This window comes from Paenibacillus sp. IHB B 3415 (assembly GCF_000802655.2).
Lineage (GTDB): Bacteria > Bacillota > Bacilli > Paenibacillales > Paenibacillaceae > Paenibacillus_AQ > Paenibacillus_AQ phytohabitans.
This window is the reverse complement of the sequence record NZ_JUEI01000001.1, coordinates 19,181-44,814: the sequence shown is the minus strand read 5'-3', so window position 1 is coordinate 44,814 and position 25,634 is coordinate 19,181. Positions and strand designations below refer to the sequence as shown.

Sequence of the window (25,634 nt, the reverse complement as noted above, 5' to 3'; positions counted from 1 at the left end):
AAAATCCCAGTAATCATATTATAGGTTGAGTACTGCCGTTAACACCAGTATTTATTCGAAATCCCAGTCTCCCTACTGACAAAAAAACTCAAACCTAGGTTTGAGTTTTTTTGTCAGCTTCCTTTAAGATTGTCAACGAAACAAGGCTAATATGAGGCACATACCTCAGTACCGCAGCACCACCACAAACCGCATCCCGTGCTCCAGCGGCTCCGCGAAGATATCGCCGCCCATCTTCATCAGCAGCTGTTTGCAGATGAAGAGTCCGAGACCGTTGCCCGGCTTCCCGTCCGCGTTGGAGCCGCGCCAGAAGCTGGTGAAGATATAGGGCAGCTCGCCCGGCAATAGCGGTTCGCCTGAATTCTCAATGACGATGAGCTGGCGGTAGTCCTCTTCCCGGAAGGTCATGCTGACCGTACCGCCATCGCCGTATTTTATCGCATTCTCGATAAGATTATTAAGTACTTCAAGCAGCCTATCCAGATCACCCAGCAGCAGTTTGTCCTGATAAGGCCCCACCTTCAGCTCTATCTTCTGCAGCTCCAGCCGTTCTTTATGACCCGGGACAACCTTCCGGATCAACTCACTGATGTAGAACTCTCCCGGCACGACCTCCATTTCCTGCAGGGAGGAGACCGAGGCCGTGATAATATTCCCGATCAGCTGCTCCATCTGCTCCGCTTTCCGGCCAATCAGTCTGGCGGCCGCTTGGCGTTTCACTTCACTGTCATAGAGGCTGCCGTCTAGGGCACTGGCGTACAGCCTGATTGCGGCGACCGGTGTTTTGAGCTCATGTGACAATGAGGCTACCAGCGTCTGGCGGTCTTTTTCCAGGCGGAGATTGGTCTGCTTCTGGGCATCCAGTGTCTGCCGCAGCAGGTCCAGCCCCCATACGAAACGGCCGAAGAACCGGCTCCGGTGCTCCTTCATACCTGTATTTAATTGGCCTCTGGATAACTCGTAAGGCAACTCCTGTAAGGTGTGAAACGGCTGCAGGATCTGCTTCCGGATATAGAACAGCAGTGCAGTCACCGCCCCAAGCGCCGCCAGCAGGAACACATTCAGGATTAGGAATACGCTGTGATCCGCACCGGGCAACCGGTATGAGAACCTTAAATACCCTGTCAGCTGCTGCTCCAGAAAGACTGGTTTGACCGTGAATTCGTATGAATCCGCTACACCTATTCCGGCAAAAAACCGCTCAACAGCCTGTGCTTCCGCCCCCTGATCTATCCAGCTTAATCCGTTAACATATGTATAATCTCCCGGAGTAAGTATAATCTCTTCCGGCAGCACCCCGCGCTGCACCTGATCAATGATCCGGTTGATCTCCACCCGGTAAGCTTTGCCGGGCTCCCGTATTTCCCGGTAGGATACATATGCATTCAGAATGGCAATCACGATGAACCCGGCGAGTATTGTCCAGAGAATCAGTTTGTTATATGCCTTCATACTTGTATCCTACCCCCCAGACGGTTACAATCCGCCTCGGCTCTTTGGGGTTCAGTTCGATTTTGTCCCGCAGCTTATTCATATGTACCGTCAGCGTCGAAGGCTCACTGAAGCTGTCTGCTCCCCATACCTGCTGGAACAGCCACTCTTTGCGCAGGGCCTTTCCCTTGTTATTCATCAGCAGCACCAGAAGCTCATATTCCTTGGCCGTCATCCCGAGCTGCTGCCCGCCTCTATATACCATCATCGAGGTCCGGTTAAGTGTAAGGTCTCCATCGGCCAGCAGCTGCTTATCATCGTTCATATCATAGCTGCGCCGCAGATGCGCTTTGACCTTGGCTGTCAGCAGGTTGACCGAAAAAGGCTTCTCCAGATAGTCATCTGCACCTAGCTCCAGACCGATAATCTTATTGTCATCCCCATGGCGTGCACTCATAATCAGAATCGGCAAATTGAACTTCTCTCTGGCGAGTCTGCAGACGGCGAAGCCGTCAAGCTCCGGCAGCATAATATCGAGCAGCAGCAGCTTGACCGCATGCACTTCCAGATATGCCAGTCCCTCTTCTCCGGAGGCTGCAATGAATACAGAATATCCCTCCACCTGCAAAAAATCCTTAATCACCTCCGCCAGCTCCGCATTGTCTTCAATGATCAGAATATCCGCCACGGCTATCTCCTCCTGCTGCTTGTTACCAGCCCATCTCCATCAGCCAGCCCGTCAGGCTGCGCTCACGTTCCCTCGAACCCTGCTCCGGTGAATATTTGCCCAGAACATGCTCGCCCTGAATATTGCCGTCCACCATATATAATACCTTATCGCTCTGTGCGGCTACCTTCACATCATGGGTCACAATCATAACGGTTGTTCCCTCACGGTTGATCCGGCACAGCTCGGACATCACTTCCTGCGCTGCTTTTGAGTTGAGCGCACCTGTCGGCTCATCGGCAAACAGCATCGCCGGCTCATTAATCAGCGCCCGGCATATACAGGCCCGCTGCAGCTGTCCCCCGGATACCTCTGTAATGTCATGTGCCGCAGTTTCAATAATATTCAGCTTCCGCATCAGGGAATCTGCGTATTGATTGACATCACTGCGGCTGCGCCCGCTTCCTTTGCCGGATAGCGCCTGATAGCCCGATAGAATGATATTATCATAAACGGACAGATTGCTCAGCATATGCATCTGCTGAAAGATGAACCCCATCTTATGCAGGCGCAGCTCGGCCATCTCTTTCTCGGAGAGCTGTGAGAGGCTCTGCCCGTCAAACACCACTTCCCCCGCCGTGAGCCGGTCCATCCCGCTGACAGTATAGAGCAGCGTTGATTTGCCCGATCCGGACGGTCCCATCACGGACACGAACTCTCCTTCATGAAGCGTAAGATTAATATTCCGCAGGACATTATGCTGTCCTTTATTGACGATATAGGTTTTGCACAGATTGGTTACTTCCAGTACGGCTGCCATTTCTGTATTCCTCCTTGGGTAGTTGTTTGCAGTTCGCTAACACTCACTCATTCTTTATTCATATTCCAGATCTGCACGCGCCTGATTTGTCCGCAGCTGGAGTATACCGCCAGCATGACGACAGCAAGCATCAGGAGCGGATAGAAGACATAGACCTGAAGCGGGATGAGGACGAGGTCCAGCTTCGTCAGACCGAATATCCGGAAGATGAGTCCCAGCAGACGTCCTCCAAGGGTATTCGCTGCAATCACCCCAAGGATTAATGAGACAGCCATAATAATCAGAATGCGCAGTACCTGCCACAGCCGGATGGCTGAATTCGTGAAGCCGATGCTTTTCATGACCGCAATGCCGTGCACTTCCTTCGTAATCATCAACCTGACGAACAGACTCGTAATAAAGAACGTAATGATGCAGATGATCGCGGTGAGCAGAGCATTAATGCTTTTCAGCTGGCTCATGAATCCTCCGGTAGTCTCTCCCAGCATTTCCATCCCCGATTTGATGTTAAGTCCGCTGATTTGGCTCTGAATGTCCTTAATAATTTCAGCCTTCTGCTCCTCCGGGGCATGGATATTACCAGAGAACAGGTAAGCTGATATAACCTTCGGGTTGTAATCCCGGGCAATCCAGACGCCATAACCTTCGTTAGAGATACTCTGGAACAGTCCGCTGATAATGAAATTGCTTCTTTCCCCATTTATTTCAAACTGGATATTATCCCCCACCTTCTTGCCATACTTTTCGGACATGATGCTCGTTATGGCAATTTCATTCTTAAGTATGGGTGCAGTGCCCTCCAGATATGGAATGGACTCGTCCTGATCATTCTTCTGGGCGTTAATCCTCCGGTTATCCTGACCGTCATCTGAGATATATTTGATCAGGAGCGCATAGTTGGCCGTGAGCGAGACATCGAAGCCTTTATCGCGGAAGCTCTGGCTGAGTATCGCCTTTTCCCGCTGGATCTCATCCACAGACTTCTCAGTCATTTCCGTTTTGGTATAGAAATCCGCCCCGACTGTGCCGAAATACTCCAAAAACTTAGGGGTAACGATCGTATTGGTCAGATTAACCGGGATGAGGATGATCGCTGTACTCAGGACAAGAGTCATGATGAGTGAAGTGTAGCTCTTCAACCGGTTCAGCACATCGCTCAGCGCCAGGAAGAATGCGGTGTGCAGGTAGCGGCTTTTATGTAAATGAATTCTGCGGGAAGCCTTGAAGCGTTCTCCTGTCTGGCCTTGCCGGATGGCGTCAATGGCGGAAGCCTTGTTAATCTTGCGCATACAGAGCAAACAGAACAGCAGAATGAAACCTATAATGGCTACAGTACTGCACGCGGATATAATGATGCTGATACTGCCGCCCGGCAGAATCATATACTGCGAAGTCCTGCCGGACATCAGCCCTGTAAGCGGAAGACTGATTCCAAGTCCGATGATGCCGCCAAACAAGGACAGCCCCATATATTTCGTTAAATAGAGCTGTTTGATCGCGTGGTTCCTGAAGCCAATCGCCTTCATCACACCGATCTCCTTGTACTCATCCTGCAATGTGGAGACAATCGTGAACCGCAGGGTAAGAAAGGCAATGAAGATCAGGAACAGGCTGATCGCAAACATCATTGCGGAGATGATCCGGTCCGTCATATAGGACATCGCAACGAGCGACTTGTCGACCTCGAAGTTAATCGGCAGATCCGCACCGGCAAAGGCTCCGGACAGTTCAGTAGGCTCGATACCCGGAACAGCGTTGAAACTCCATAAATTCACGCGGGAATTCTCCGGCAGCGTCTTCTCAATTTCGTTAAAGTCTTCTGTGGAGATTATCAGACGTTTGAGGCCCAGCAGATTCGAACCCATAAATGCATCCTTGAAGTATCCGCTGACGGTAAAAGTTCTCGTAATCCCTTCCAGCTGGAAGCTGATCCGGTCTCCGGTTTGGATGCCGCTAGTCAGCATCAGATTCGTAGGCAGTCCAATCTCCCCTTGCTGAAGGGTATAGGGCTCATTATCTGCGCCGAAGATCAGGTTCACCTGTTCCGGAATGGCGGACAGTACAAGACTCGTATTGCCGGAAAAGCTGGTACGCCCCTCTGGCATCTTGATTTGCTCCAGTGAAAGACTGATTTGTTTCTCCGTATACGCCGTCTCCACTTTCTTCTCATTCTTAACCCAGTCCTTGACCGCCCCGTTATATTCGGGAGTATCCGCCAGTGTGATATTAAGATCAGCCACTTTACTTTTGCTAATGAAGCTGGTAAGGGCACTGGACGTCGAATACATCAGGCTGGAGCTGCTTGCTACGAGCGTTGAAGCCAGAATAATGAGTACCAATAGAACGGTGTTCATCACTTTTTTACGCCGCAGATCTTTTTTAAGTATTTTCAGGAACACGATGTTGTTCTCCTTTCGTCAAGCTCTGTCCTGAGTATAGCGGGTCAATTATTAAATAATCCTTAAGTCGCCGCAAAAGAAGTCCGCGCAAAAAAAGAGCTACGGAATGATCCATAGCTCTCTAATTACTTCTTACCTAAACGTCCTGCTCCGAGATCCCCGATTCCGGGTCAAAGGTAAGCATCTTCGTCGCTATTTTATCAATAAAGAACCGGTCATGACTGACGGTAACTACCGCTCCGGGAAAATGAATGAGTGCCTGCTCCATCACTTGAATACTGGTCAGGTCCAGGTGATTGGTAGGCTCATCCAGGATGATCACAGCAGCACCGGAGAGAAGACATTTCGCTAACGCTACTCTGGCCTGCTGGCCGCCGGATAGATGTCCGATCCTTTTGCTCAGATCTATTTCCGAGAATTGCAGCATAGACAGGAATTTGTTCACTTTTTTCCGCGGCGCATCGAGTCCCAGACCATACACATTAACCGCATGACTTACTGTATCTTTAGGATCAAGCTCGTCCCACATACGATTGAAATACGCGTAACTGACACCTCTCTCCCAAGTCACAACCCCGGAATCCGGCTCCTCCTGACCCGTCAACACCTTGATTAGCGTCGATTTCCCGCTTCCGTTAGGGCCGACTATGACCATCCGGTCTTCCTTTTGAATGTCGAAGCTAATGTTCTGGAAGATGGTCCGGTCATCATAGGTCTGGCCAATTCCCTTCACTTCAGCAAGCTTGTCCGGAAAACGCAAATTGCTATAAATATCGGTAATCAGGACATTCACCGGATGCGGCTCCACCCGCTTTTTGATCTCCGTCAACTTGCGCGACAGGCGGTCTTTGGGAGACTTTTTACGGCCCCGGGTATCAATGGCTTCAGACTCCATAAGTAGAAGTTCTTCCTCCCATTCAAACTGACGGTCGAGTACCTTTTTGCGCATCTTCTTTTTTTGAACATAATCGGTATAATTGCCTTCGTACTCCTGAAAATGATAATTCTCGATTTCTATGGTCCGTGTAACTACCCTGTCAATAAACTGCCGGTCATGTGAGACCAGAAGCATCGCCCCGGTGAAACGGTGCAGCCACTGCTCGAGCCATACGATTCCTTCCATATCCAAAAAGTTAGTAGGTTCATCAAGCAATACGACATCGGGTACCTCAATTAAAACCTTGGCCAGTGCCGCGCGGTTCCGCCACCCTCCTGATAACTCCTCTACAGGCTGATGCCGTGATCTCTCATCAAACCCCAGTTTAGTGAGCACCGTATTAATCTCCACGGAGACATTCCAGCCATCCAAATGATCCATCTGTTCAAAAAGCTCCGCTTGCCGTTCTAACAGGGTATTCATCTGGTTATCATCCGTTACTTGCCCAAGCTGTTCCCCGATCTGATGCAGCTCCTGTTCGATAAGCGTCACCTGCCCGAAGCACAGCTCCAACTCCTGTTGAACAGACAAGGACCCGGAAAGCTCCGAGAATTGGGAGAAATAACTGATCTTAACCTTCGGGTCCAGCTCCACGTTCCCGGCCGTTGGCTGTTCTTGTCCCATGATTAGCTTGAAAACCGTCGATTTACCTGCACCATTGCGTCCGATTAGACCTATGCGTTCACCTTTGCTTACACGGAAATAGATATCTCTGAAGATCAATGTATCCTCATATTTCTTAGTCACGTTCTCCATACGTATTACGCTCAAACCTATCGCCCCTTTGGTTCATAACATCAGAATTCATCTATCCACACACAGGGGTGATTATAACACTAAATCCGCATTGCCGTTCTCCGAATACACAAAAGACCGCGATCCGCGGCCTTTTTACTTGAATTAGAGTAGTCCTTTGGCAAAATCATAAAAGGCCACGGCTGCTTCCCATGCCGGGAAGCCGGCCTGGGCCAGCTTGTCGCTGCCTCCGCCTTTGCCCTGGTATTCGCCGAGATGGGCTTTGAAGAAGGCTCCGCAGGACAGATCCGCAGCACCGCTGTGGGCGAGCACCACCTTATTCTCCGCCGCGCTCACCAGCAGAACGGGAAGGTCCGTCAGTGCTGTAAGCTTAACAGCCAGGCTCTGCAAATCCTTAAGCGTTCTGGTGTCGGAGATATACGTAAGCACCTGGCTGCCCGGTTCCATAGCGGATAATAGCTCCCGTGCCAGATAGATATCATTCTGTTCTTTAAGCGCAGCCAGTTCAGTCTGAAGCAGCTTTTGCTCTGTCTCCCATTTGCCGATCCGGTCCATAATCTCGTCTTTGCCGGTATTGAACTTGGCTGACAGCTGCCCCAGAATACGTACATTGTCATTGAATTCATCCAGTGCACGGCTTCCGCATTTGAAGGTAATCCGGGTATTGCCCTTCTGCTTCTCGGAACGCAGCAGCTTGATCATGCCGATGGCTCCTGTTGAAGCTACATGCGTCCCCCCGCAGGCGTTGTGTTCGACACCTTCAATCTCAACAATCCGGATATCCTCTGTCACCTTAGGCAGCTTCACGAGCGGCAGCCTGGCCATCTCTTCTGCAGTCACGAAGTAGCTGACAATGCTCCGGTTCAGGTATATCTGCCGGTTGACCTCCAGTTCTGCTTCCGCCATCTGCGCAGCAGACAGCTCCGGCAGTCCGATGTCAATCGTGGCATAGTCACTGCCAAGATGGAAGCTCAGGGTCATAGCCTGGTACAAATCACGGAAAACCGCCGACAGCAAATGCTGTCCGCTATGCTGCTGCATATGGTCAAATCTCCGGTTCCAGTCGATTCTGCAATTGACTTCAGCCTGATCAGGGAGCTGCGCTACCTTATGAAGCACCTCATTATCTTCCAGCACTACATCCAGCACTGGTAGTTCACCTATGTACCCTGTATCACAAGGCTGTCCGCCGCCATGGGGATAGAAGGCTGTCTCTGCAAGCGTCACATAGAGCCCGTCTTCACGTTCAACGGTACCACTTATGGTTGTACTCCATTCATTCAAGTAGGCCGAATCATAGTACAGCTTCTTAGTCATGGGTAGACTCCTTTCCGTTGCCGTCTTCAGCGGGCGTGAAGAACCTTTCCATTACGACATAGTCCTTGCCGCCTTTGCTGAACACTTCTTCTGTAGCCTGCATGCCGAACTTCTTGTAGAACCCAGCTTTGTAGGTTCTTGCGTTGCAATAGATCCGCTGTACCCCTGCCTGCTCTGCCTCTTTCAGTACGGTCTGCAGCAGTCTGCTGCCGTAGCCCAGACCCTGCTCCAGCTCCAGCGTAGCAAACTTGCGGAACTGTGCTTCGGTACCATTAATGAACAGGGATAACACCGAAACCAGCTGTTCTCCCAGATACAGCCCGTAATGTACGCCAAGCTCATCATCCGTAAGTTTAATGTAATCCGGCTCACGCTCGGGCCACATCACTTCATGTCTCAGTTTCCATGCTTCTTCTTTCTGTATGATCCTGATCTCCATCTCATCCACTCCAATATATGTACTTAATGCATCGTATCCCATATCTGCTTGCCGATCAATATGACAGTGACTGTTATAAATAGCGGGCGGATGTAAGCCGCTCCATTGCGGATAGCTATTCTGGAGCCGACAATAGCTCCGATCACCATCGGAATACCCAGGATCAGCCCATGGGTATAGCTGACAGAGCCAAGGGCTATAAACGTAAGCAGACTCGTGATATTGCTGGCAAAATTCAGCATTTTGGCATTGCCGGCGGCCGTAACAAATTCGAAGCCCATCATCAGAAAAGCAAAGATCAGAAAAGATCCGGTTCCCGGTCCGAAGAAGCCATCATAGAAGCCTATGACCAGTGCCGCGGTAATCCCGATCAGCCGTGTTCTGCCATTGCTGCCGGAGAAGGTGGATACGTCCCCCCAGGCTTTTTTGAACAAAGTATAGACCGTTATCACTACCAGCATTACAATGACAAGCGGCTTCAGAAACTCTGAAGGTACCTGACGGACGGTAAGTGTACCGGCCACCGCCCCAATGATGGATAACGGAATCAGTGTCCGGACCAGCTTGAAATTGATTTTGCCAGAGCGCACGAAAGAGGCCGTACTGGTCAGCGAGCACATTGACCCGGCTAATTTGCTGCTGCCCAGCAGCAGAGGAAGCGGAATCCCTACGGACAGCAGTGCAGGAATTGCAATCAGTCCTCCCCCGCCTACCACAGAGTCAATTAATCCGGCCAAAAAACCGCAAAGCACCAATACTGCCACCATGCCAATCGTCCAATCTTCCATCCTGCGGAAATCCTCCTGCTATGTACTTTACATTTGTTTTCAGTAAACTTCATTCAGCATACACAATTTTGGCGGGATGCACCATAGATTTGTGAAAATGCGCACGGCTCCGGTTACTCCTGTCACGCCCATCCATGTGAAGCAAACCAGATACCATCCCTGAACTTGCTCCAGGCCTCCTGCACAAAAGGAATTACATTCTCCGGAAGATCATCCAGCGGGAACCAGCGCAAATCATCGCATTTATCCGGCTCGGTGTTGCTAATCTCACCACTCCAATGCTCCGCTCTGAAGAAGAAATCAATCCGTTCATTTCCGGAAATCCGGATATGCATCGCTCCGAGCATTTCAAGGTCTGATGGCGCGATGACAGCACCGCATTCTTCCCGGACTTCACGGATGGCGGCGGAGAACAACTCCTCACCTCCATCCAGCTTGCCCGCAGGCAGACCATAATCCCCGTCATGATGTCCTGTGTTCAAGCGCCGCAGCAGCAATATTTGCCCGTCTTTGATCAGAAATACATGGACTACACTCAACAACCGGAAAGGTTCCATTTCGTAATTCCTCCTGTTTGATCAGCTAACCAATTAAAGAGAACATTAGTTTGCATATTTACAATCGACTATAGCATACCAGGCTGTACTTTGTCAGACGGAAAGGGTACTGTCTACTTCATTGAATACCAAAAAAGCGGTGAGGTTGCCCTCACCGCCCGCATGGCCCCTGCTTCACTTACAGGAGCAAATCATTTATACGTATTCTGCTCATTTTTCTTATAGGTCGTTTTGTCATCCTTTAGAGATTCCTTGCGGATGTCACTCTTCTTCTGTTCCATCTGGGGGTCCCCCCCCCCGCCCGCATGGCCCCTGCTTCACTTACAGGAGCAAATCATTTATACGTATTCTGCTCATTTTTCTTATAGGTCGTTTTGTCATCCTTTAGAGATTCCTTGCGGATGTCACTCTTCTTCTGTTCCATCTGCTGCGCTTCCTGGCTGGTGACCGGGTCCTGATCAAGCTCCTTGACGGTATTAACCAGGTTCTTATCCGGTGTTGTAAATTCCTCCACTGCATTGCCTCCTCTACGTAGTGTGCTGCTCGGTTCGGTTTATTTTGGCAAAGATCGGTATAGAATATACACAGCATGGCAGAAGTAAAAAAGCGGACAAGCCTGAAAATGGGCTTGTCTGCTCGGTTCGGTTTATTTTGGCAAAGATCGGTATAGAATATACACAGCATGGCAGAAGTAAAAAAGCGGACAAGCCTGAAAATGGGCTTGTCCGCTTAGCAAAGCAGCTTATTCTATTCTTCCGAATCTACGTTGTGGTAGACCTGCTGCACATCGTCCAGTTCTTCGAGAGCGTCAATCAGCTTCTCGAACTGCGCCTGTGCATCTTCAGGCAGAGCTACATAATTCTGTGGAAGCAAAGTCAGCTCGGCTACGGTGAATTCCGTAATGCCTGCGCCGCGGAAAGCTTCCTGTACAGCGTGGAACTGGTCGGGTTCGGCATATACGATCACTGCTTCATCCTCTTCCAGCACATCACGGACATCCAGGTCTGCTTCAATCAGCAGCTCCATGACTTCATCCGCAGTTTTGCCTTCCACACCGATAACAGCTGTCGGATCGAACATATACGTTACCGAACCGCTGACCCCCATATTGCCGCCGTTCTTACTGAAGGTGGAGCGTACCAGCGGAGCTGTACGGTTAACGTTATTGGTCAGCGCATCGACTACGATCATCGAACCGCTTGGACCGAAGCCTTCATAACGAAGCTCCACGTAATTTTCGTCGCCGCTGCCTTTTGCCTTTTCAAGTGCGCGGTCGATAATCGCCTTCGGCACATTGTAAGTTTTGGCCCGTTCCAGAACCACCTTCAGTGCACGGTTGGATTCCGGATCAGGTTCACCCTTCTTAGCGACAACATAGATTTCTACTCCGAACTTGGCGTAGACCTTACTTGTATTGGCATCCTTGGATGCTTTCTTTTCCTTAATATTATTCCACTTACGACCCATATCGTTACCGCTCGCTTTCCAACATTTGATTAAAAACAGTCCTGTATATTATACCTCTGTTCGATATATCCCGTAAAGGGCCGTACGGCTCCATTCATAAATCCAGTAAAGACAGCATCCGGTCCGTCCCCGCAGCCTGAATAAGCATCGGCAGACGCGGGCCTTCATCCGCACTCAGAACCAGCTGATAGATAATGGTGAACAGCCTTTTTTGCTGAGTCCGCATTGTTTTTTTGTCTTCATGATGACAGATCGCATAGATTTGGGTCATTCTCTGCCCTTCGTCCAGCTCCTCGTTCCGCAGCAGGCTGCAGAGGGTGCGCAGCCATTTCAGCTCTACCAGGTCCAGGGAATGATAGTAGGCTAAGTCCGGCGAAGTATTGACCGTTACCAGCTTGTGTGGCATCCAGTTTCTGATCCAATGCTCTGCCCGGTCCGCAGTCTGCCGCAGCTGATCTTGATCAGCCTCCGCCCCATTCTTGGCGAGAATATCCCGGAGCATCCGCCGGTCGAAGTTGATTAGCGGCAGCAGACTGGACACCTGACTGAAGCTTGGGGCCATCCCGGCCGAGCCGCTTAGCAGCGACAGCTTCAGCGCATCTGCAAGGTCACCGGTTAATGTCCCGGCATGAACTCCAGCAGCATATCGCTCGAACTCCGCATAATTGCGCAGCACATCCTCATCCAGCCCAATATGAAAAGCCGCATTCGGCTGGTATTTGGCGAACAGGAACAGGATATTCTCCGGGGCGTATATGTTCAGCAGATCATCCGGCGTGTAATTATGCCCGGACGAGCTGGACATTTTGGCGTAACTGCCTTTAATGCTGATAAATTCATAGGGCACGTACATCGGCGGCGGGTTCCTGAAGATTCGCTCCGAGATCACTGCGGCCACATTATAGCTTCCGGTTTCAGACGAATGATCACGTCCTCCAGGCTCAAACACCACCTGCTCCATGTTCCAGCGCATCGGCCAGTCGATTTTCCAGTGCAGTTTCATGTTGTCAGCCTCAGGAACATTTATGGTATCGGCATGACCGCACTTACAGCTGTACACCACGGTCTCTGCACTGTCGTCGAAGCTGAGTATCGTTGTCGCATCTTTTCCGCATCGTCCGCAGTATACATTCACCGGATAAAAGGCCGCCCGGTCTTCCGCAGAGCTCTCCCCTGTTTTGAACGACATCAGAATATCGTAGATCTCTTCCCGGTGGCGCAGGGCATGTAGGATTGCCGGATTATAGCGGCGTGACTGGTATTCCCGGCTCTGATAGATGAATTCAGGCTCGATCTCAAACGCCTGCAGCGCCTGCTCAAACTCCGCCTCGAAATGTGCCGCATACGAAGTATGGCAGCCATGCGGACAGGGAACCTGTGAATACGGCAGCCCTATATATTGTCCGAACGCAGGGTCCACAAGCTTCGGCACCTTCCGGAACCGGTCAAAGTCATCCCACGAGAAAATGAACCGTACCTCCTTCCCCGCCCGCCGCAGTGCTTTGGCTACGAACGAAGTGGTTACAATCTCGCGGAAATTTCCGATATGGACCGATCCGGACGGACTGATCCCCGATGCACATACAAAAGTCTGACGCTCCTGATGGTTTTCTATTAACTGGTTTGCAATTTTTTCTGCCCAATGCATTGGCAAATCACCTCTACTGTTAGTATGGAGCTCATGTGGAGCCTATTAGACTTGGCACGACGCCCGGCCGCCCGGGAACGCAAAAAAGCTCCCGCCCTCAAGATTGTTATCTTGAGGACGAGAGCTTGAATAAGCTTCGCGGTACCACCTCTGTTCGCGGACATGTTGCCAGGCCCGCCTCTTCGGGTACGGCCATTACGCTTATACCCTATCTCTGTAACGGGAGATCCCGGCATAGCATCCTTGGGCATTGTGCCCAATTCCGTATGCAGCTCAGAGACTTTTTTCAGATCAGACGCTTCGCTGCCCCATTTCACCACTCTGGAGCTCTCTGTGAACGCTGCCGCCTGCCTACTCTTCTCTTCATCGCTTGTGTGTATGTAAGTAATTATCAGCAATATTACTCCTGGTAGGTTGTTTCTGTCAATAACTCTTCTTCATATTTCCTGGAACGGAAGCAGTCAGTCGGCGTCAGTAGCTTTAGCTGCATTTTGTACACTTATTTTGAAGAATTAAATCACTGAAGTGACTTTAGTTGTATTTCGTGCACCTATTCCCCGGAAAATCCCGCTTTCAGCCTTTACCAGATCAATATAATTGCAGAGAATACAGTTATATCGTCCATTATCGGCAAAGGAGCTGTTATAAGTGTACAAAGTACAACTATTCTAATAGATAACTGGCGTGTTAACCAGATCCGTGCCTCGCAGACACATAGAGATCAGCCTTCTAATAGCTTACACCCAAACCTCATCCGCCGTCTCAATCACCAGCCGCAGCTTGTCCCACTGCTCTTCTTCCGTCAGGATATTCCCTTCCTCGGAGGAGGCGAAGCCGCATTGGGTGCTGAGACAGAGCTGATTAATATCCACGTATTGAGAAGCTTCGGCGATCCGGGCTTTGAGCTGCTCTTTGTTCTCCAGCCCGCCATGCTTCGTGGTCACCAGCCCCAGCACTACAAATTGGTTACGAATAAAGCGCAGCGGTTCGAAATCACCAGAACGTTCATTGTCATATTCCAGGAAGAACGCGTCCACTTCGGCACCAGCGAACAGCTCTTCTGCAACCGGCCCGTAGCCCCCGGCAGCAAACCAAGTCGAGCGGAGATTACCTCTGCACACATGCAGCGCAATCGTCATATCCGCAGGGCGGGCAGCGATGCTCTCATTAATCAGCCGCACATAGTCCTTCGCCAGCTGGTCGGGATCGACGCCTCTGCTGCGAAGATGCGCCCGGTGTTTGCCGCTGCAAAGTGTGCCCCACGTGGTATCATCCAGCTGCAGATACCGGCAACCGGCATCGTAGAAGGCCTGAATTGCATCCCGGTACACCCGGATGATATCTCCATACAGCGTTGCGGAATCCGAGTAGACCTCGTTTCCGTTATAATCCTGCACGAAATGAAACAGCGCCGGTGAGGGAATGGTCATTTTGGCAAGCGTGTCTCCGGCCATCTGCTGCAAACTGCTGAAGTCTGCCACCATAGGATGGTCGCCGAATGCGATTTTACCGGTAATCTTGAAGCTCTCTGCCCGGTTCACCGGTTCCTTGGAGCTGCCGGCCGGCCCGAGCGTGATCTTCTGCGTCCCCTGTACCCCGAAGAAGAAATCAAGATGCCACCAGGAGCGGCGGAACTCGCCATCGGTTACGGCATGTAGCCCCAGGGATTTCTGCTGCTGGAGCAGCTTGGCAATCTCTATGTTCTCAACCTCACGCAGTTCCCCGGCGGTCATGGTACCTTGGGCATGCAGGCTGCGCGCAGCTTTGAGCGCTTCTGGCCGCAGGAAGCTTCCGACAATGTCATAGCGAAAGGGCGGTGCATTTCTTGTCGATCCGATAACTGGACTACTCATACGTCCCTCCTGCTGTTAAAGTAAGAATGATTCAAGCTCGAAATAATTATCCGACACCAGATCATTCAGAATGTTAATATACCCCGACATAATCTCGCTCGGTTTACGGTCCTTGTGGGCAATCCAGCCGACAGAGAACACCTCTTTGCTGTCAAAAGGAATAGTGACCAGTCCCGCATCATTCAGCTCAGAGGCCATTATCCCTGTGCCTACCGTATACGAATCACTTCCGAGCAGCAGATGAGTCAGTGTGGCGCGGTCGGTAACTTTAATATTCTTCTCAATCTGCGTGAAGCTAAGCATTTCCTCCGAGAAGTGCAGTGAATTGTTATCCCCCTGCTCAAAAGTAATATAAGGAAACGCAAGAATATCATCAATAGTGATTCTCTCTTTGCCGGCCAACACATGTCCTGCCCGCACATATACATGCGGATTCGTATTGAATAGCGGTGTAAACTTCAGGTTCCCGTCGCTGAACAGCTTGTTCATTACCTTATAGTTACTCTCATTGATATACAGAATACCAATATCGCTGCGCAGGGTACGCACATCCTCAATAATCTCATAGGTCTGTGTCTCCCGCAGGCTGAAATTGTATTCCGCTATCTTACTCTCCTTCATCAGCTTCACAAATGCGTCCGTAACAAAAGCATAGTGCTGCGTTGATACCGAAAAGTAGATCGGACTGCGTTTCTTGCCGGTATAGCGGTTCTCCATAAACTCCGTTTGTTCAATAATCTGCCGGGCATAGCCCAGAAACTCCATGCCTTCCGCCGAGATACTGATCCCCCGGTTGTTGCGTTCGAAGATTGTAATGCCAAGCTCGCTCTCCAGCTCCTTGATAGCATTCGAGAGGCTGGGCTGTGACACAAATAGCCTTTTGGCCGCTTCGTTCATAGAGCCGCTGTTCGCAATCTCAATTGCGTAGCGGAGCTGCTGCAATGTCAAACCTGTTCCCCCTCTGATCAAGGAATTCACCTATGCTACAAATAAGAATTTAATAGTTATCCTATCACACCTTGCCGCGCCTAATCTACTAGGGAATATGCAGCGTGAAAAGCTAAAGTTATTGGGTCCGCTTCTTGCCTGCATCGATTTTGGACGGATCCAGTCCTTCCCAGATGTTCTTGATATCCGCCTGCTCGGGATTCTCAAACACCAGGAATGCCGTAGGCAGATAACGCTCCCCGTATTGTGAAGAAGGCTTGTTAAGAATCTCGTTATCCTTCACCAGTACCGTGGATGATCCCCCGTCCAGATTGGCTGCGATCACTGCACCCTGCTTCAGCATAATCTGCTGCACATCATACAGGTTCGCCCCGATGCTGTAGCCCGGCTGCCGCCCGTCGATGACCACGAAGATCAGTGCGCCGTCAGCCCGCTGGCCCATAGCCGTTCTTGGGGCGATCCCCCAGCCTTCAGCGGCATTCTTGATCTGGCCTTTGCCGTTCACGATAATCCGCGGCTGAAAAGTCACCGCCTCCTGCACACCCAGCTTGCTTAGCTCATCTAACGTGTAATTTCCGGCAATCATTTTGCCTTCTTTATCAAGACCCACAATCTGCGTAGACTTCTTGCCGCCAAGTCCGTTATAGTACAGCTTCCCTTGCGAGACGACCAGCCCGATCGGCTTGAAGCCATTACCCTTCCAGTTCGGATCGGCGAAGCCCCCGCCGTTCACCCCGGCGATTGCCCCTGTCCGCGCCACCATACTGGATACCTTTTCTCCTGAACCGATCTTATTAGGTACACCGAGGCGAACCTTCTTCGGATCGTTAACAATCATCACATAACCTGCGTACCCGCTGCCAGTAACCTTTTCAATTTCGACCAGCGGTTTATCCTCCGGAACCACGGGCTCCGGTTCAATCACATGGGTATCCACCTCATTGCCCATCTCCTGAAACCGTTCTGTATATTCGCTGACGCGGTTCTTGAGCTCATCTTCGCCAATAATATATTTGGCCATATACCGGTGTTGTGTCGTAATCAGCGTATCGGCGATCAGATAGCGGGTGTTCTGGGCAGACGGTGCAAGGTAGAGCCAGCCTCCGGCTACAATCAGCAGGATGAGGCAGAACATAAATACTCTGAAGACTGTACGGAAAAAGCCCCTTTTCTTGCGCTTACGGGCCGGTTTTTTCTTCTTGCGGACAGTGGAACGTTGCGGTAATGATGAAGAATTCACTTCTAGATATCCTCCCTAAACAAACCTTTTGTTGTATACTTCTATAAACTCACATATCTCATAATAGACGAATATAGAAGTTTAAAAGTTTCAGTTTGGTCAATTCTCTGTCCATTATCTGTTATTTTCTAACTCATCCATGTGGCTACTGACATTCTGTTGTCAGTAGCGTTTTTGTATAATTGCTTAAAGAGATTACTGAGGAGAACTTACTATGAACACTAATAACAATCCATTTATTTTTGAAACACCTCTCATTGAAGGTGTGATTTGCAGACGACGAAACCGGTTCATTATGGAAGTTGAGGTTGACGGAGTCATTTATGATTGCCATTGTCCCACGACAGGCCGTATTGGTGACATCGTTTTGCGTAATGTTCCTTGCCTGCTTTCATTAAGCAATAATTTATCAAGAAAGACCCTTTATACTGTGGAGGCCATATCAGTTGATTTACCATCAAATCCCACTAAATCATGGATAGGAATCAATCAGAATGCAGCAAATAGATATGTAGAGCATTTTATTAAAAGCGGCCAGCTTTCTGGTATGGTGATTAATGGTGAAGCAATAAAAAGAGAACAAAAAGTAGGCAACTCCAAACTTGATTTTCTTGTAGGAAATACTTACATTGAGGTCAAAACACCCCTTACGCGATTGCAGGTCGAGGTTAAGGAGCATATCGAAACTAAGGAAGGAAGCAGCTTCACTTCCTTTGAACGATTCATAAAACATATTGGGGAATTGGCCCATAGTTTGAATGAAAATGACAAAGCAATCCTGTTGGTATGTTTCATCTATGATAGTTCTAAATATATTGGCTCATCGGGCGGGAAATATAGCAGCTATATCCGGAATTCCGTGCAATCATCAATAAACCAAGGGGTTGAAGTGTGGCAGGTTAATTTCAAAATAACCCCTACTGAAGTAAATCTCATACGTTATTTTGAAACCGCGAAAGATATGATCAACGGTTGAATTCTAAGCAAGGGAGTGCAGCTTCAATTGAATAAAACAGAGCGTCTTTTATCGATTGTGATGGAACTACAGCGAAGCAAATTGCAGACAGCTGATGAATTAGCAGAGGTCTTAGGGGTTAGTGTAAGAACGATCTATCGTGATATGCAGGCTCTGAGTGAAGCGGGGGTTCCCATTATCGGTGAGACAGGATTAGGGTACTCTTTGATGGAAGGCTATTTTCTTCCACCCATCAGTTTTACCACAGAAGAGGCAGTATCACTTCTTCTTGGAGCTGAATTCATAGAGAAACGTTTTGATCCGACTTATCGCAATAGTGCCCGTTCTTCCCGCAGAAAAATAGAAGCCATTCTTTCCCGGCCCATGCGTGAGGAGACAACCCGAATACAAGGGAGCATCCGGTTGCTCCAAAAGGATGATATGGTCATAATCGCCCGGGAGAAAGTAAACTTGGGAATCATTCGTGAAGCCATGCTGGAGGGCAAGAAACTTCGTTTCACCTATCACAAGCGGGTGGCTGAAGCTGATGGGAACCGGGTAAATGTGCGAACTGTATCCCCATACGGATTGGCACATGATGAGCAGAATGGCTGGCTGTTACTTGCTTTCTGCGACCTAAGGGAGGATATTCGCCATTTTCGGGTCTCCCGGATCAGTGACCTTACCGTGACTGAGGATACGTTTCAGACTCCCGATAACTTCAACCTTGAGTCCTATCGGCCGAAGGATACCCGCAGCATACGGGTCTGCGCAATTTTTAATCCAGAGATCACTGATAGAGTTGAAGAAGCAAATAACTATTATATGGAGACTGCCGAATCTAAAGAGGACGGTTACCATGTCACTTTTCGTGTCCGCGAGGCGGAAGAATTGCTGAGTTGGATGCTTGGATGGGGGGCAGATGTAGTAGTCACTGAACCTGAATCCTTCAAAAACCGGATAAGAGAAGAAATCGAAAAAATGAAAGAACGCTACTGACATGCTGTTGGCAGTAGAGGGCTTGTATAATCAAGACATACGAATAGTGCATTGAAGATTTGCAAATGCTGATTTTTGAGGCGATGGCGAGTCAGATGATTATTCTAATAACATAAACAGGAGGACATTATTATGCCAGCAATTGGACCCGACTTCATTTCACTTCAAGTGAGCAATCTTGAAGGCTCTGCGGAATTCTATCAAAACTATCTCGGACTGGTACGCTCTCAAGCGGGACCACCTCATGCTGTGGTCTTTGATACCAAGCCTATTGCATTTGCTCTTCGTGACCTAATGCCTGGAACAGAACTCGGCGCAGGTACTCAACCTGGACTTGGTGTCGCTCTGTGGCTTCATGCCCCTGATACGCAAGACATCCACGACAAGCTTATTGCAGCAGGCGTAAAGATTACATCAGCACCAATAGACGGACCCTTCGGGCGAACCTTCACATTTGCCGACCCGGACGGTTATCAGGTTACTCTTCACAGTAAAGGCTAATATACGCAAAAGTATTCAGCTAAATAACTAGTGATAGGCTCCCCATAGGGTAGACAGGTGAGATCATACAACCTGTCTACAGTATGGGGAGTTTTTTCATATCGGCGAATTGTCAAGCTAAGTGTAACACTTTGTACGGCAAGGCTATTTCTCCAACTCATAGCGGGCCGCGATAATGCCCGACTTGAGCGTTCGGCTGGACAGCAGCTTGAGCCTGATTTTCTCACCGTCGCTGTGGAATGCTGATTTCCCACTGCCCAAGATGACCGGACAAATCGTCAGCAGGAATTCGTCTATCAGGCCGAGCTCAAGCAACGTCTTCGCCGCCCCCGGGCTGCCGAAGATAACGAGATTGTTGCCAGGCTGCTCCTTGAGTACCCTGATTTCCTCAGCGATATTATCCTTGATCAGCATCGTATTGTTCCATTCCACAATGTCCATCGAGCCGGAAATAACGATCTTCTTAACATCCTGCAGCCATTTGGCATGCTCCATATCGTGCCTCGACGCATTCGGATCGTCCAGCACCGAGGGCCAGTAGCTCTCCATCATCCGATACGTCGTGCGTCCGTATACGGGCGAGCCGACCTCGGTTACGACCTCCTCAGCGTATTTCTCTAATTCCTCGTTGTACGGAATCCAATCTAGTCCTCCATTCGAATCCGACGCATACCCGTCCAGCGACACATGCATGAACAATACGAGTTTTCTCATGTTTGCTTCTCCTCCGATTTAGAATTTTCTACAAAGATAATAATATTGTGCAAATCTGTTCGTTCGGAGCATCTCACGCCTTCCGGACAGCGGGCGAGTAAAATACGTCAGCATGCATATGCTGAATTTCGGCCCAGTTGAAGGGATTGGTCGTATCTGGTGCACCGTGCTCCAGAATGTCCTGATATAGGGCAGTTTTTTGTTCCAGATGGGCTATATGCTGTTTGGCTTCTTCAAGCTTAATGAGCGCTGCTTCTTTATGCTTCATTATGAGTTCACTGCGTTGCGGTAGGGTCGAATCTCCTTCGAGACAGAGATCAATGTATATTTTGATAACTTCAATCGGCATCCCGGATTGCTTGAGACATCTGACGCCATGCAGCCAGTTGATGGATTCTTCATCGAACAGCCGGATATTATTCTGGTTTCGCTGTACGCTGGGCACCAGCCCTTTATCGGTGTAAAAGCGTACAGCGTGCTCAGTGAGTCCTGTAATCTGGGCGGCTTCTTTGACCGTATGCATGGGTGATCCTCCTTGAAAAAAATGATAAGACCGCTTGACTTCGTGTTACACGAAGGCGATAGGCTTATTGTAATGCAACTCGGATGGAAGTGGAATCCCCGCTTCAGTATCCTACTTCGGGATACGCACCGTTTGCTGTTGTACATCTGAATACTGGGAGGAATTATAATGCTAAACGTAACCTTAAACAATGGTGTGAAAATGCCGATCATCGGTTTTGGTGTCTACCAAATCCCGGATGCTGTAGAATGCGAGAACGCCGTATATGAAGCACTGATGGCTGGATACCGCCTCATTGACACAGCGGCCGGTTACCTCAACGAGGAAGCGGTTGGACGCGCAATTAAGCGTAGCGGCGTGAAGCGTGAGGAGCTGTTCATCACGACCAAGCTTTGGGTTCAGGATGCCGGCTACGAGAGTGCCAAGCTGGCGTTCGCTAAATCCTTGAATAAGCTGCAGCTGGACTATCTCGATCTATACCTTATTCACCAGCCGTTCGGGGATTACTACGGCGCTTGGCGTGCGATGGAAGAATTGTACCGCGAAAACAAGATCAGGGCGATCGGTGTCAGCAACTTCCTGCCCGACCGTCTGATGGACCTCATTGTGCATAACGAAATCGTACCCGCTGTCAACCAGATCGAAACGCACCCGTTCTACCAGCAGGCCGAGAGCGCTGCTTTTATGAAAGATCAGGGCGTGCAGCACCAGTCGTGGGCGCCGTTCGCTGAAGGACTGGGCAACATGTTCGGCAACGAAGCACTGGCTTCAATTGCTGAAAAACACACCAAGTCCGTCGCCCAGGTCGTGCTGCGCTGGCTTGTTCAGCGTGGAATCGTTGTGATTCCAAAATCAGTGAGAAAAGAGCGGATCGCGGAAAACTTCAATATTTTCGATTTTGAGTTGAGCGCGGATGACATCGGACAAATTTCCGCCCTCGATACGCGGGACAGTCTTTTCTTATCCTACCACGATCCGAAGTTCGTCAAGATGCTGGGCACCTTGAGAGTCGATCTGTAAACCTTGATCAAACCGTAAGCTCATCACATATTTATCTTTATCTATGAAAAAAGGACAGGGCGGTCACACGGCCACTGTCCTTTTTTTAGAATACTTTATTTTCTTAGTCTACAACTCCAGCCAATCACCGGTGTCTGCCTACACCGCCTCCGCCGCTTGCACTGCCTCCTCCGCCGGAATTATTATCGTCATCGTCATCATCATAGGAAGAATAACGCCCCGCTCCACCACCATTGGTAGAACCGCCATCACCCTCATTTTCATCCTCATCCTCGTAAGAGGAATAGCGCCCTACTCCGCCTCCGCTGGATGAACCGCCGCCTCCTTCATTGCTACCCCAGAAGCTGCTCTGCGAACTGCTGTGATTCAAGGCTTCGTTACGATGCCGCTCATGACGGCGGTGCCGCCGCTGTCTCATTGTAGAACCCGAGCCGTACCTGGTAACGAAACGGTTAATATTCTGCTGGTTGAACGGATTAAGCCGTGATCCAAAACGGGCAATTAAACGGTTGCGGCCGGAAGCAGCAAGACTGAATAGAGCAATGATTATCAGATAGACTCCCATAATCTTTAATCCTGTAGATGCGCTGACGGGTTTCGGTTTATCGTTAATGTGCGATTTCACAGGTGATTTGGTTGCTGCTGCAGCGGTAGATTTGGTGCCAGCCGCCGCAGCCTCCAGACTGGCATCTGCTCTGGCCAGGAAGAAGCTGTAGAAAGCGTTCGCCGTCCCGGTTGCCCCGCCCGCGTAATCTTTTGCGGAAAATTCGGGTTCAAGCACCGTGTCCAGTATTCCGCCAATACATTCATTGGTCAAGACTCCATCGATTGCCTTACCCTGTAATACATGATAATTATCTCCGCCAATATTGAGCACAAGCATCACATCTTTAGGCCCTGCGGCTACACCGGCGAACTTCGCATACGTATAATCCTGCAGGCTTTTATCACCGGAATTCTTGATTGTCACTACATAGATCCCGCTTCCGGTCGTTGCCGCATATCGGTTGCTGGACTGGTTCAGATAATCCTTGGTGACTTGTTTGAAGACCCCGGCATTATCCGATACATAGTTTTTGGTGCCGACAGTCTCCGAATAGATTCCGCCAAGACTCTGAATTAACGAGCCATAGGTTTTGCGTGCGCCTGCGCTGTAATCCTTCTTGGCAAAATCCGGCTCCAGCGACTCCGATAGAATCCGGGATAACACATTGTCGTTCAGCGTATCCTCCAGGCCTTTGCCCGGAACCGCCCAGTAATCATCATCCTTAATGGAGAGCAGCAGCAGGACTCCGTTATTCTTATCTGCCGAACCGACTCCCCATGAATTGAACAGCGAGGTCGCGTAGTCTTCCATCGGTGTTCCGTCCGTAGAATTCACTGTTACCAGTACAACCTGTGCACCGGTCTGCTGATGCAGCTTCCGTAGTCTTCCATCGGTGTTCCGTCCGTAGAATTCACTGTTACCAGTACAACCTGTGCACCGGTCTGCTGATGCAGCTTCACGCCGTAATTGACCATATAATTCTCTGTCTTCTGATCGATTACGCCCGCGAAGTCATTCACATAAAAGGACTCCGAATGGGCGGGAACAGCTGCCTCCGTCCGGCTTGGCGCCAGCGGCAGCAGTAGCAGGATCATCAGGATGACGGTAAACGCTGCTAGTATACTTTTACGATTCATTCGTACCCCTCCGCTAGTTATATCTCTTCTATACTATATCGGTTACGCACATTATGGTATATAGTTCCATTCCGGTTGTGCTTATGTATGGAGCAAAAAAAATGGCAGGCCAGCCCGCAGAAGGGGAGGCGCTGCCGTTGTATTTGTGCTGTCTCTAGTCAGACTATTACAGATATAAAAATCAAAAAAAACAGATTACCGGTGTCTGCCTACACCACCGCCGCCACTTGCGTTACCGCCTCCGCCGGAATTGCCGCCTCCAGAAGATCCTGAGGAGTGGCGGCCCACTCCGCTGCTGCTGGAAGATCCCGAGGAATGACGGCCTGAGCCGCCTCCGCTTGACGAGCCTCCGCCTCCATGATTCGTTTCTCTACTGGAGGAGGAAGAGCGGCCCGAGCCCCCGCCGCTTGTTGAACCTCCGCCTCCCGAATTACTGCCCCAGAAGCTGCTCCGTGATTCATTACGGGACGATGAGCTGCGGGGTTGAGGCCGCTGGTTATAGCTTCTTTGGGTATAGCTTCTTTGGTTATGGCTCCTACGCCTGATGCCATAATCCGGCTGCCCCGTCCAAACACCATAGCGCTGTATATTGCCGGGGTGATGCGGGTTAATTCCGATTCCGTACCGGGCAATATTCCGGTTGCGGCGCGAGGCGTATACGCTGAAGCCCCACACCAATATTAGAAAACAAAGAATTATAGCACTCCCCTCTAAGCGGGGAACCGGCTTCTTATCTAGCGGATCATAACTGGAGGCTGGATACGTGCGCACCTGCACTTTCGAAGGGCTGACCGCTGCCGGCAACGTGTTTACCTCCGCAGACTCAGCGCTTTGAACTGCAGACTGTTGGCTATGATCTGCTCTAGCCAGGAAAAAGTTGTAGAAGGCATTCGCCGTAGCGGTTGCCCCGCCGGCGTAATCTTTTGCCGCAAATTTCGGTTCAAGCGCAGTATCCAGAATCCCGCCGATCATATCATTAGTCAACAGATTGTCGATATCCTTACCCTGAAGGACATGATAATTATCTCCGCCGATATCCAGCACCAGCATTACATCTCTAGGTCCAGCTGCTACGCCGGCGAACTTCGCATACGTATAATCCTGCAGGCTTGTATCTCCGGAATTCTTGACAGTCACTACATAGATCCCGCTGCCGGTCGTTGCCGCATATCGGTTGCTGGACTGGTTCAGATAATCCTTCGTTACCTGCTTGAAGACTCCGGCATTGTCTGCGACATAGTTCTTGGAGCCGACCTGCTCCGAATAGATTCCGCCAAGCTCCTGAATTAATGAACCATAGGTTTTGCGCGCACCAGCGCTATAGTTCTTCGCCGCGAAATCCGGCTCCAGTGACTCCGAGAGAATCTGAGATAACACATTGTCGTTCAGTGTATCCTCCAGACCTTTGCCCGGTACCGCCCAGTAATCATCATCCTGGGTGGAGAGCAGCAGCAGGACTCCGTTGTTCTTATCCGCCGAGCCGACTCCCCATGCATTGAACAGCGAAGTCGCGTAATCTTCCATCGATGCTCCGCCTGTAGAATCCACTGTTACCAGTACAACCTGTGCACCGGTCTGCTGATGCAGCTTCACCGCGTAATCTTCCATCGATGCTCCGCCTGTAGAATCCACTGTTACCAGTACAACCTGTGCACCGGTCTGCTGATGCAGCTTCACGCCATAATTGACCATATAGTTCTCTGTTTTCTGATCAATGACTTCCGCGAAGTCATTCACATAAAAGGACTCCGAATGTGCCGGAACAGCCGCCTCCGTGCGGCTTGGCGCCAGCGGCAGCAGTAGCAGGATCATCAGGATGGCGATAAGCGCAGTTTTTAAAGTTTTTCCATACATTAATACCCCTCCGGCTACTCATATCTCTACTATACTATATCGGTTAAGCGCACTATGGGATATAGTTCCATTCCCCTTATACTTATGTCCGAATCTAGTAAATATTCAAAAGAGACTG

The 25,634-nt window shown here is 50.0% G+C and carries 24 protein-coding genes and 1 other annotated feature; of the genes, 4 read left to right on the top strand and 20 right to left on the bottom strand.

All coding sequences use genetic code 11. The features are described from left to right. Positions 1 to 165: 165 nt before the first annotated feature. The 15 genes from QW71_RS00195 to QW71_RS00120 form a co-directional block, all read right to left on the bottom strand. Positions 166 to 1,452: a sensor histidine kinase KdpD gene (locus tag QW71_RS00195; protein ID WP_052769796.1), complete on the bottom strand. Its 1,287-nt coding sequence runs from the start codon at positions 1,450 to 1,452 to the stop codon at positions 166 to 168. Further along, positions 1,439 to 2,119, bottom strand: coding sequence for a response regulator transcription factor (locus QW71_RS00190; protein ID WP_039291566.1), 681 nt, complete (start codon positions 2,117 to 2,119; stop codon positions 1,439 to 1,441). The genes QW71_RS00195 and QW71_RS00190 overlap by 14 nt, the downstream gene beginning before the upstream one ends. 22 nt (positions 2,120 to 2,141) lie before the next feature. Beyond that, positions 2,142 to 2,918, bottom strand: a complete 777-nt coding sequence (locus QW71_RS00185) for an ABC transporter ATP-binding protein (RefSeq protein WP_039291563.1) — start codon at positions 2,916 to 2,918, stop codon at positions 2,142 to 2,144. Positions 2,919 to 2,965: 47 nt separating this feature from the next. Then, complete coding sequence (locus QW71_RS00180) at positions 2,966 to 5,317, bottom strand: ABC transporter permease (protein ID WP_039291560.1); 2,352 nt, start codon at positions 5,315 to 5,317, stop codon at positions 2,966 to 2,968. Between the two features lie 136 nt (positions 5,318 to 5,453). Then, positions 5,454 to 7,025, bottom strand: coding sequence for an ABC-F family ATP-binding cassette domain-containing protein (locus QW71_RS00175; protein WP_039291558.1), 1,572 nt, complete (start codon positions 7,023 to 7,025; stop codon positions 5,454 to 5,456). 129 nt (positions 7,026 to 7,154) lie between these two features. Continuing rightward, complete coding sequence (locus QW71_RS00170) at positions 7,155 to 8,327, bottom strand: alanyl-tRNA editing protein (RefSeq protein ID WP_039291555.1); 1,173 nt, start codon at positions 8,325 to 8,327, stop codon at positions 7,155 to 7,157. Further along, the gene (locus tag QW71_RS00165; RefSeq protein ID WP_200905859.1) at positions 8,320 to 8,766 is read right to left on the bottom strand and encodes a GNAT family N-acetyltransferase; all 447 of its coding nucleotides are present in this window, start codon (positions 8,764 to 8,766) and stop codon (positions 8,320 to 8,322) included. Before QW71_RS00165 ends, QW71_RS00170 begins: the two co-directional genes overlap by 8 nt. A 23-nt stretch (positions 8,767 to 8,789) precedes the next feature. After that, a complete protein-coding gene (locus QW71_RS00160; RefSeq protein ID WP_039291552.1) occupies positions 8,790 to 9,554 on the bottom strand; it encodes a TSUP family transporter in 765 nt (254 codons plus the stop codon). Between the two features lie 122 nt (positions 9,555 to 9,676). Further along, complete coding sequence (locus QW71_RS00155) at positions 9,677 to 10,111, bottom strand: NUDIX domain-containing protein (RefSeq protein ID WP_039291549.1); 435 nt, start codon at positions 10,109 to 10,111, stop codon at positions 9,677 to 9,679. A gap of 334 nt (positions 10,112 to 10,445) precedes the next feature. Beyond that, on the bottom strand, positions 10,446 to 10,625 hold the full coding sequence (locus QW71_RS00150) for a hypothetical protein (protein ID WP_039291547.1): 180 nt from the start codon (positions 10,623 to 10,625) through the stop codon (positions 10,446 to 10,448). 233 nt (positions 10,626 to 10,858) lie between these two features. After that, complete coding sequence (locus QW71_RS00145) at positions 10,859 to 11,578, bottom strand: YebC/PmpR family DNA-binding transcriptional regulator (protein WP_039291545.1); 720 nt, start codon at positions 11,576 to 11,578, stop codon at positions 10,859 to 10,861. A gap of 94 nt (positions 11,579 to 11,672) precedes the next feature. Continuing rightward, positions 11,673 to 13,226 carry a lysine--tRNA ligase gene (lysS, locus tag QW71_RS00140; protein ID WP_039291543.1) on the bottom strand — a complete coding sequence of 518 codons (1,554 nt, stop codon included), beginning with the start codon at positions 13,224 to 13,226 and terminating at the stop codon, positions 11,673 to 11,675. A 110-nt stretch (positions 13,227 to 13,336) separates the two neighbouring features. Next, positions 13,337 to 13,602 (bottom strand) — a binding site (T-box leader). A 361-nt stretch (positions 13,603 to 13,963) separates the two neighbouring features. Further along, positions 13,964 to 15,079 (bottom strand): 5-methyltetrahydropteroyltriglutamate--homocysteine S-methyltransferase, encoded by a 1,116-nt coding sequence (locus QW71_RS00130; protein WP_039291540.1) that lies wholly within the window; start codon positions 15,077 to 15,079, stop codon positions 13,964 to 13,966. 15 nt (positions 15,080 to 15,094) lie between these two features. Beyond that, positions 15,095 to 16,027, bottom strand: coding sequence for a LysR family transcriptional regulator (locus QW71_RS00125; RefSeq protein ID WP_039291538.1), 933 nt, complete (start codon positions 16,025 to 16,027; stop codon positions 15,095 to 15,097). Between the two features lie 118 nt (positions 16,028 to 16,145). Further along, the gene (locus QW71_RS00120; protein ID WP_039291535.1) at positions 16,146 to 17,267 is read right to left on the bottom strand and encodes a phosphodiester glycosidase family protein; all 1,122 of its coding nucleotides are present in this window, start codon (positions 17,265 to 17,267) and stop codon (positions 16,146 to 16,148) included. Positions 17,268 to 17,481: 214 nt separating this feature from the next. On the opposite strand from QW71_RS00120, the gene QW71_RS00115 reads away from it, so the two are divergent. The 3 genes from QW71_RS00115 to QW71_RS00105 all read left to right on the top strand — a co-directional run bounded on the left by QW71_RS00115 (position 17,482) and on the right by QW71_RS00105 (position 19,722). Next, positions 17,482 to 18,243, top strand: coding sequence for a DNA/RNA nuclease SfsA (locus QW71_RS00115; protein ID WP_039291533.1), 762 nt, complete (start codon positions 17,482 to 17,484; stop codon positions 18,241 to 18,243). Between the two features lie 27 nt (positions 18,244 to 18,270). Continuing rightward, a complete protein-coding gene (locus QW71_RS00110; protein WP_039291532.1) occupies positions 18,271 to 19,221 on the top strand; it encodes a YafY family protein in 951 nt (316 codons plus the stop codon). A 132-nt stretch (positions 19,222 to 19,353) separates the two neighbouring features. Then, complete coding sequence (locus tag QW71_RS00105; RefSeq protein ID WP_039291530.1) at positions 19,354 to 19,722, top strand: VOC family protein; 369 nt, start codon at positions 19,354 to 19,356, stop codon at positions 19,720 to 19,722. 144 nt (positions 19,723 to 19,866) lie between these two features. On the opposite strand, the gene QW71_RS00100 is transcribed toward QW71_RS00105, so the two are convergent. Beyond that, entirely contained in the window at positions 19,867 to 20,436 is a 570-nt protein-coding gene (locus QW71_RS00100) for a dihydrofolate reductase family protein (protein WP_039291527.1), read from the bottom strand. A gap of 73 nt (positions 20,437 to 20,509) precedes the next feature. After that, positions 20,510 to 20,959: a MerR family transcriptional regulator gene (locus tag QW71_RS00095; RefSeq protein WP_039291525.1), complete on the bottom strand. Its 450-nt coding sequence runs from the start codon at positions 20,957 to 20,959 to the stop codon at positions 20,510 to 20,512. A gap of 168 nt (positions 20,960 to 21,127) precedes the next feature. Between QW71_RS00095 and QW71_RS00090 the strand changes: the two genes are divergently transcribed. Beyond that, a complete protein-coding gene (locus QW71_RS00090; RefSeq protein WP_039291522.1) occupies positions 21,128 to 21,979 on the top strand; it encodes an aldo/keto reductase in 852 nt (283 codons plus the stop codon). A 124-nt stretch (positions 21,980 to 22,103) separates the two neighbouring features. On the opposite strand, the gene QW71_RS37580 is transcribed toward QW71_RS00090, so the two are convergent. The 3 genes from QW71_RS37580 to QW71_RS00075 form a co-directional block, all read right to left on the bottom strand. Further along, positions 22,104 to 23,360: a YgcG family protein gene (locus tag QW71_RS37580; RefSeq protein ID WP_052769795.1), complete on the bottom strand. Its 1,257-nt coding sequence runs from the start codon at positions 23,358 to 23,360 to the stop codon at positions 22,104 to 22,106. Positions 23,361 to 23,362: 2 nt separating this feature from the next. Continuing rightward, positions 23,363 to 23,662, bottom strand: a complete 300-nt coding sequence (locus QW71_RS00080) for a YgcG family protein (protein ID WP_039291520.1) — start codon at positions 23,660 to 23,662, stop codon at positions 23,363 to 23,365. A 195-nt stretch (positions 23,663 to 23,857) separates the two neighbouring features. Then, the gene (locus QW71_RS00075) at positions 23,858 to 25,516 is read right to left on the bottom strand and encodes a YgcG family protein (RefSeq protein ID WP_039291517.1); all 1,659 of its coding nucleotides are present in this window, start codon (positions 25,514 to 25,516) and stop codon (positions 23,858 to 23,860) included. Positions 25,517 to 25,634: the final 118 nt, after the last annotated feature.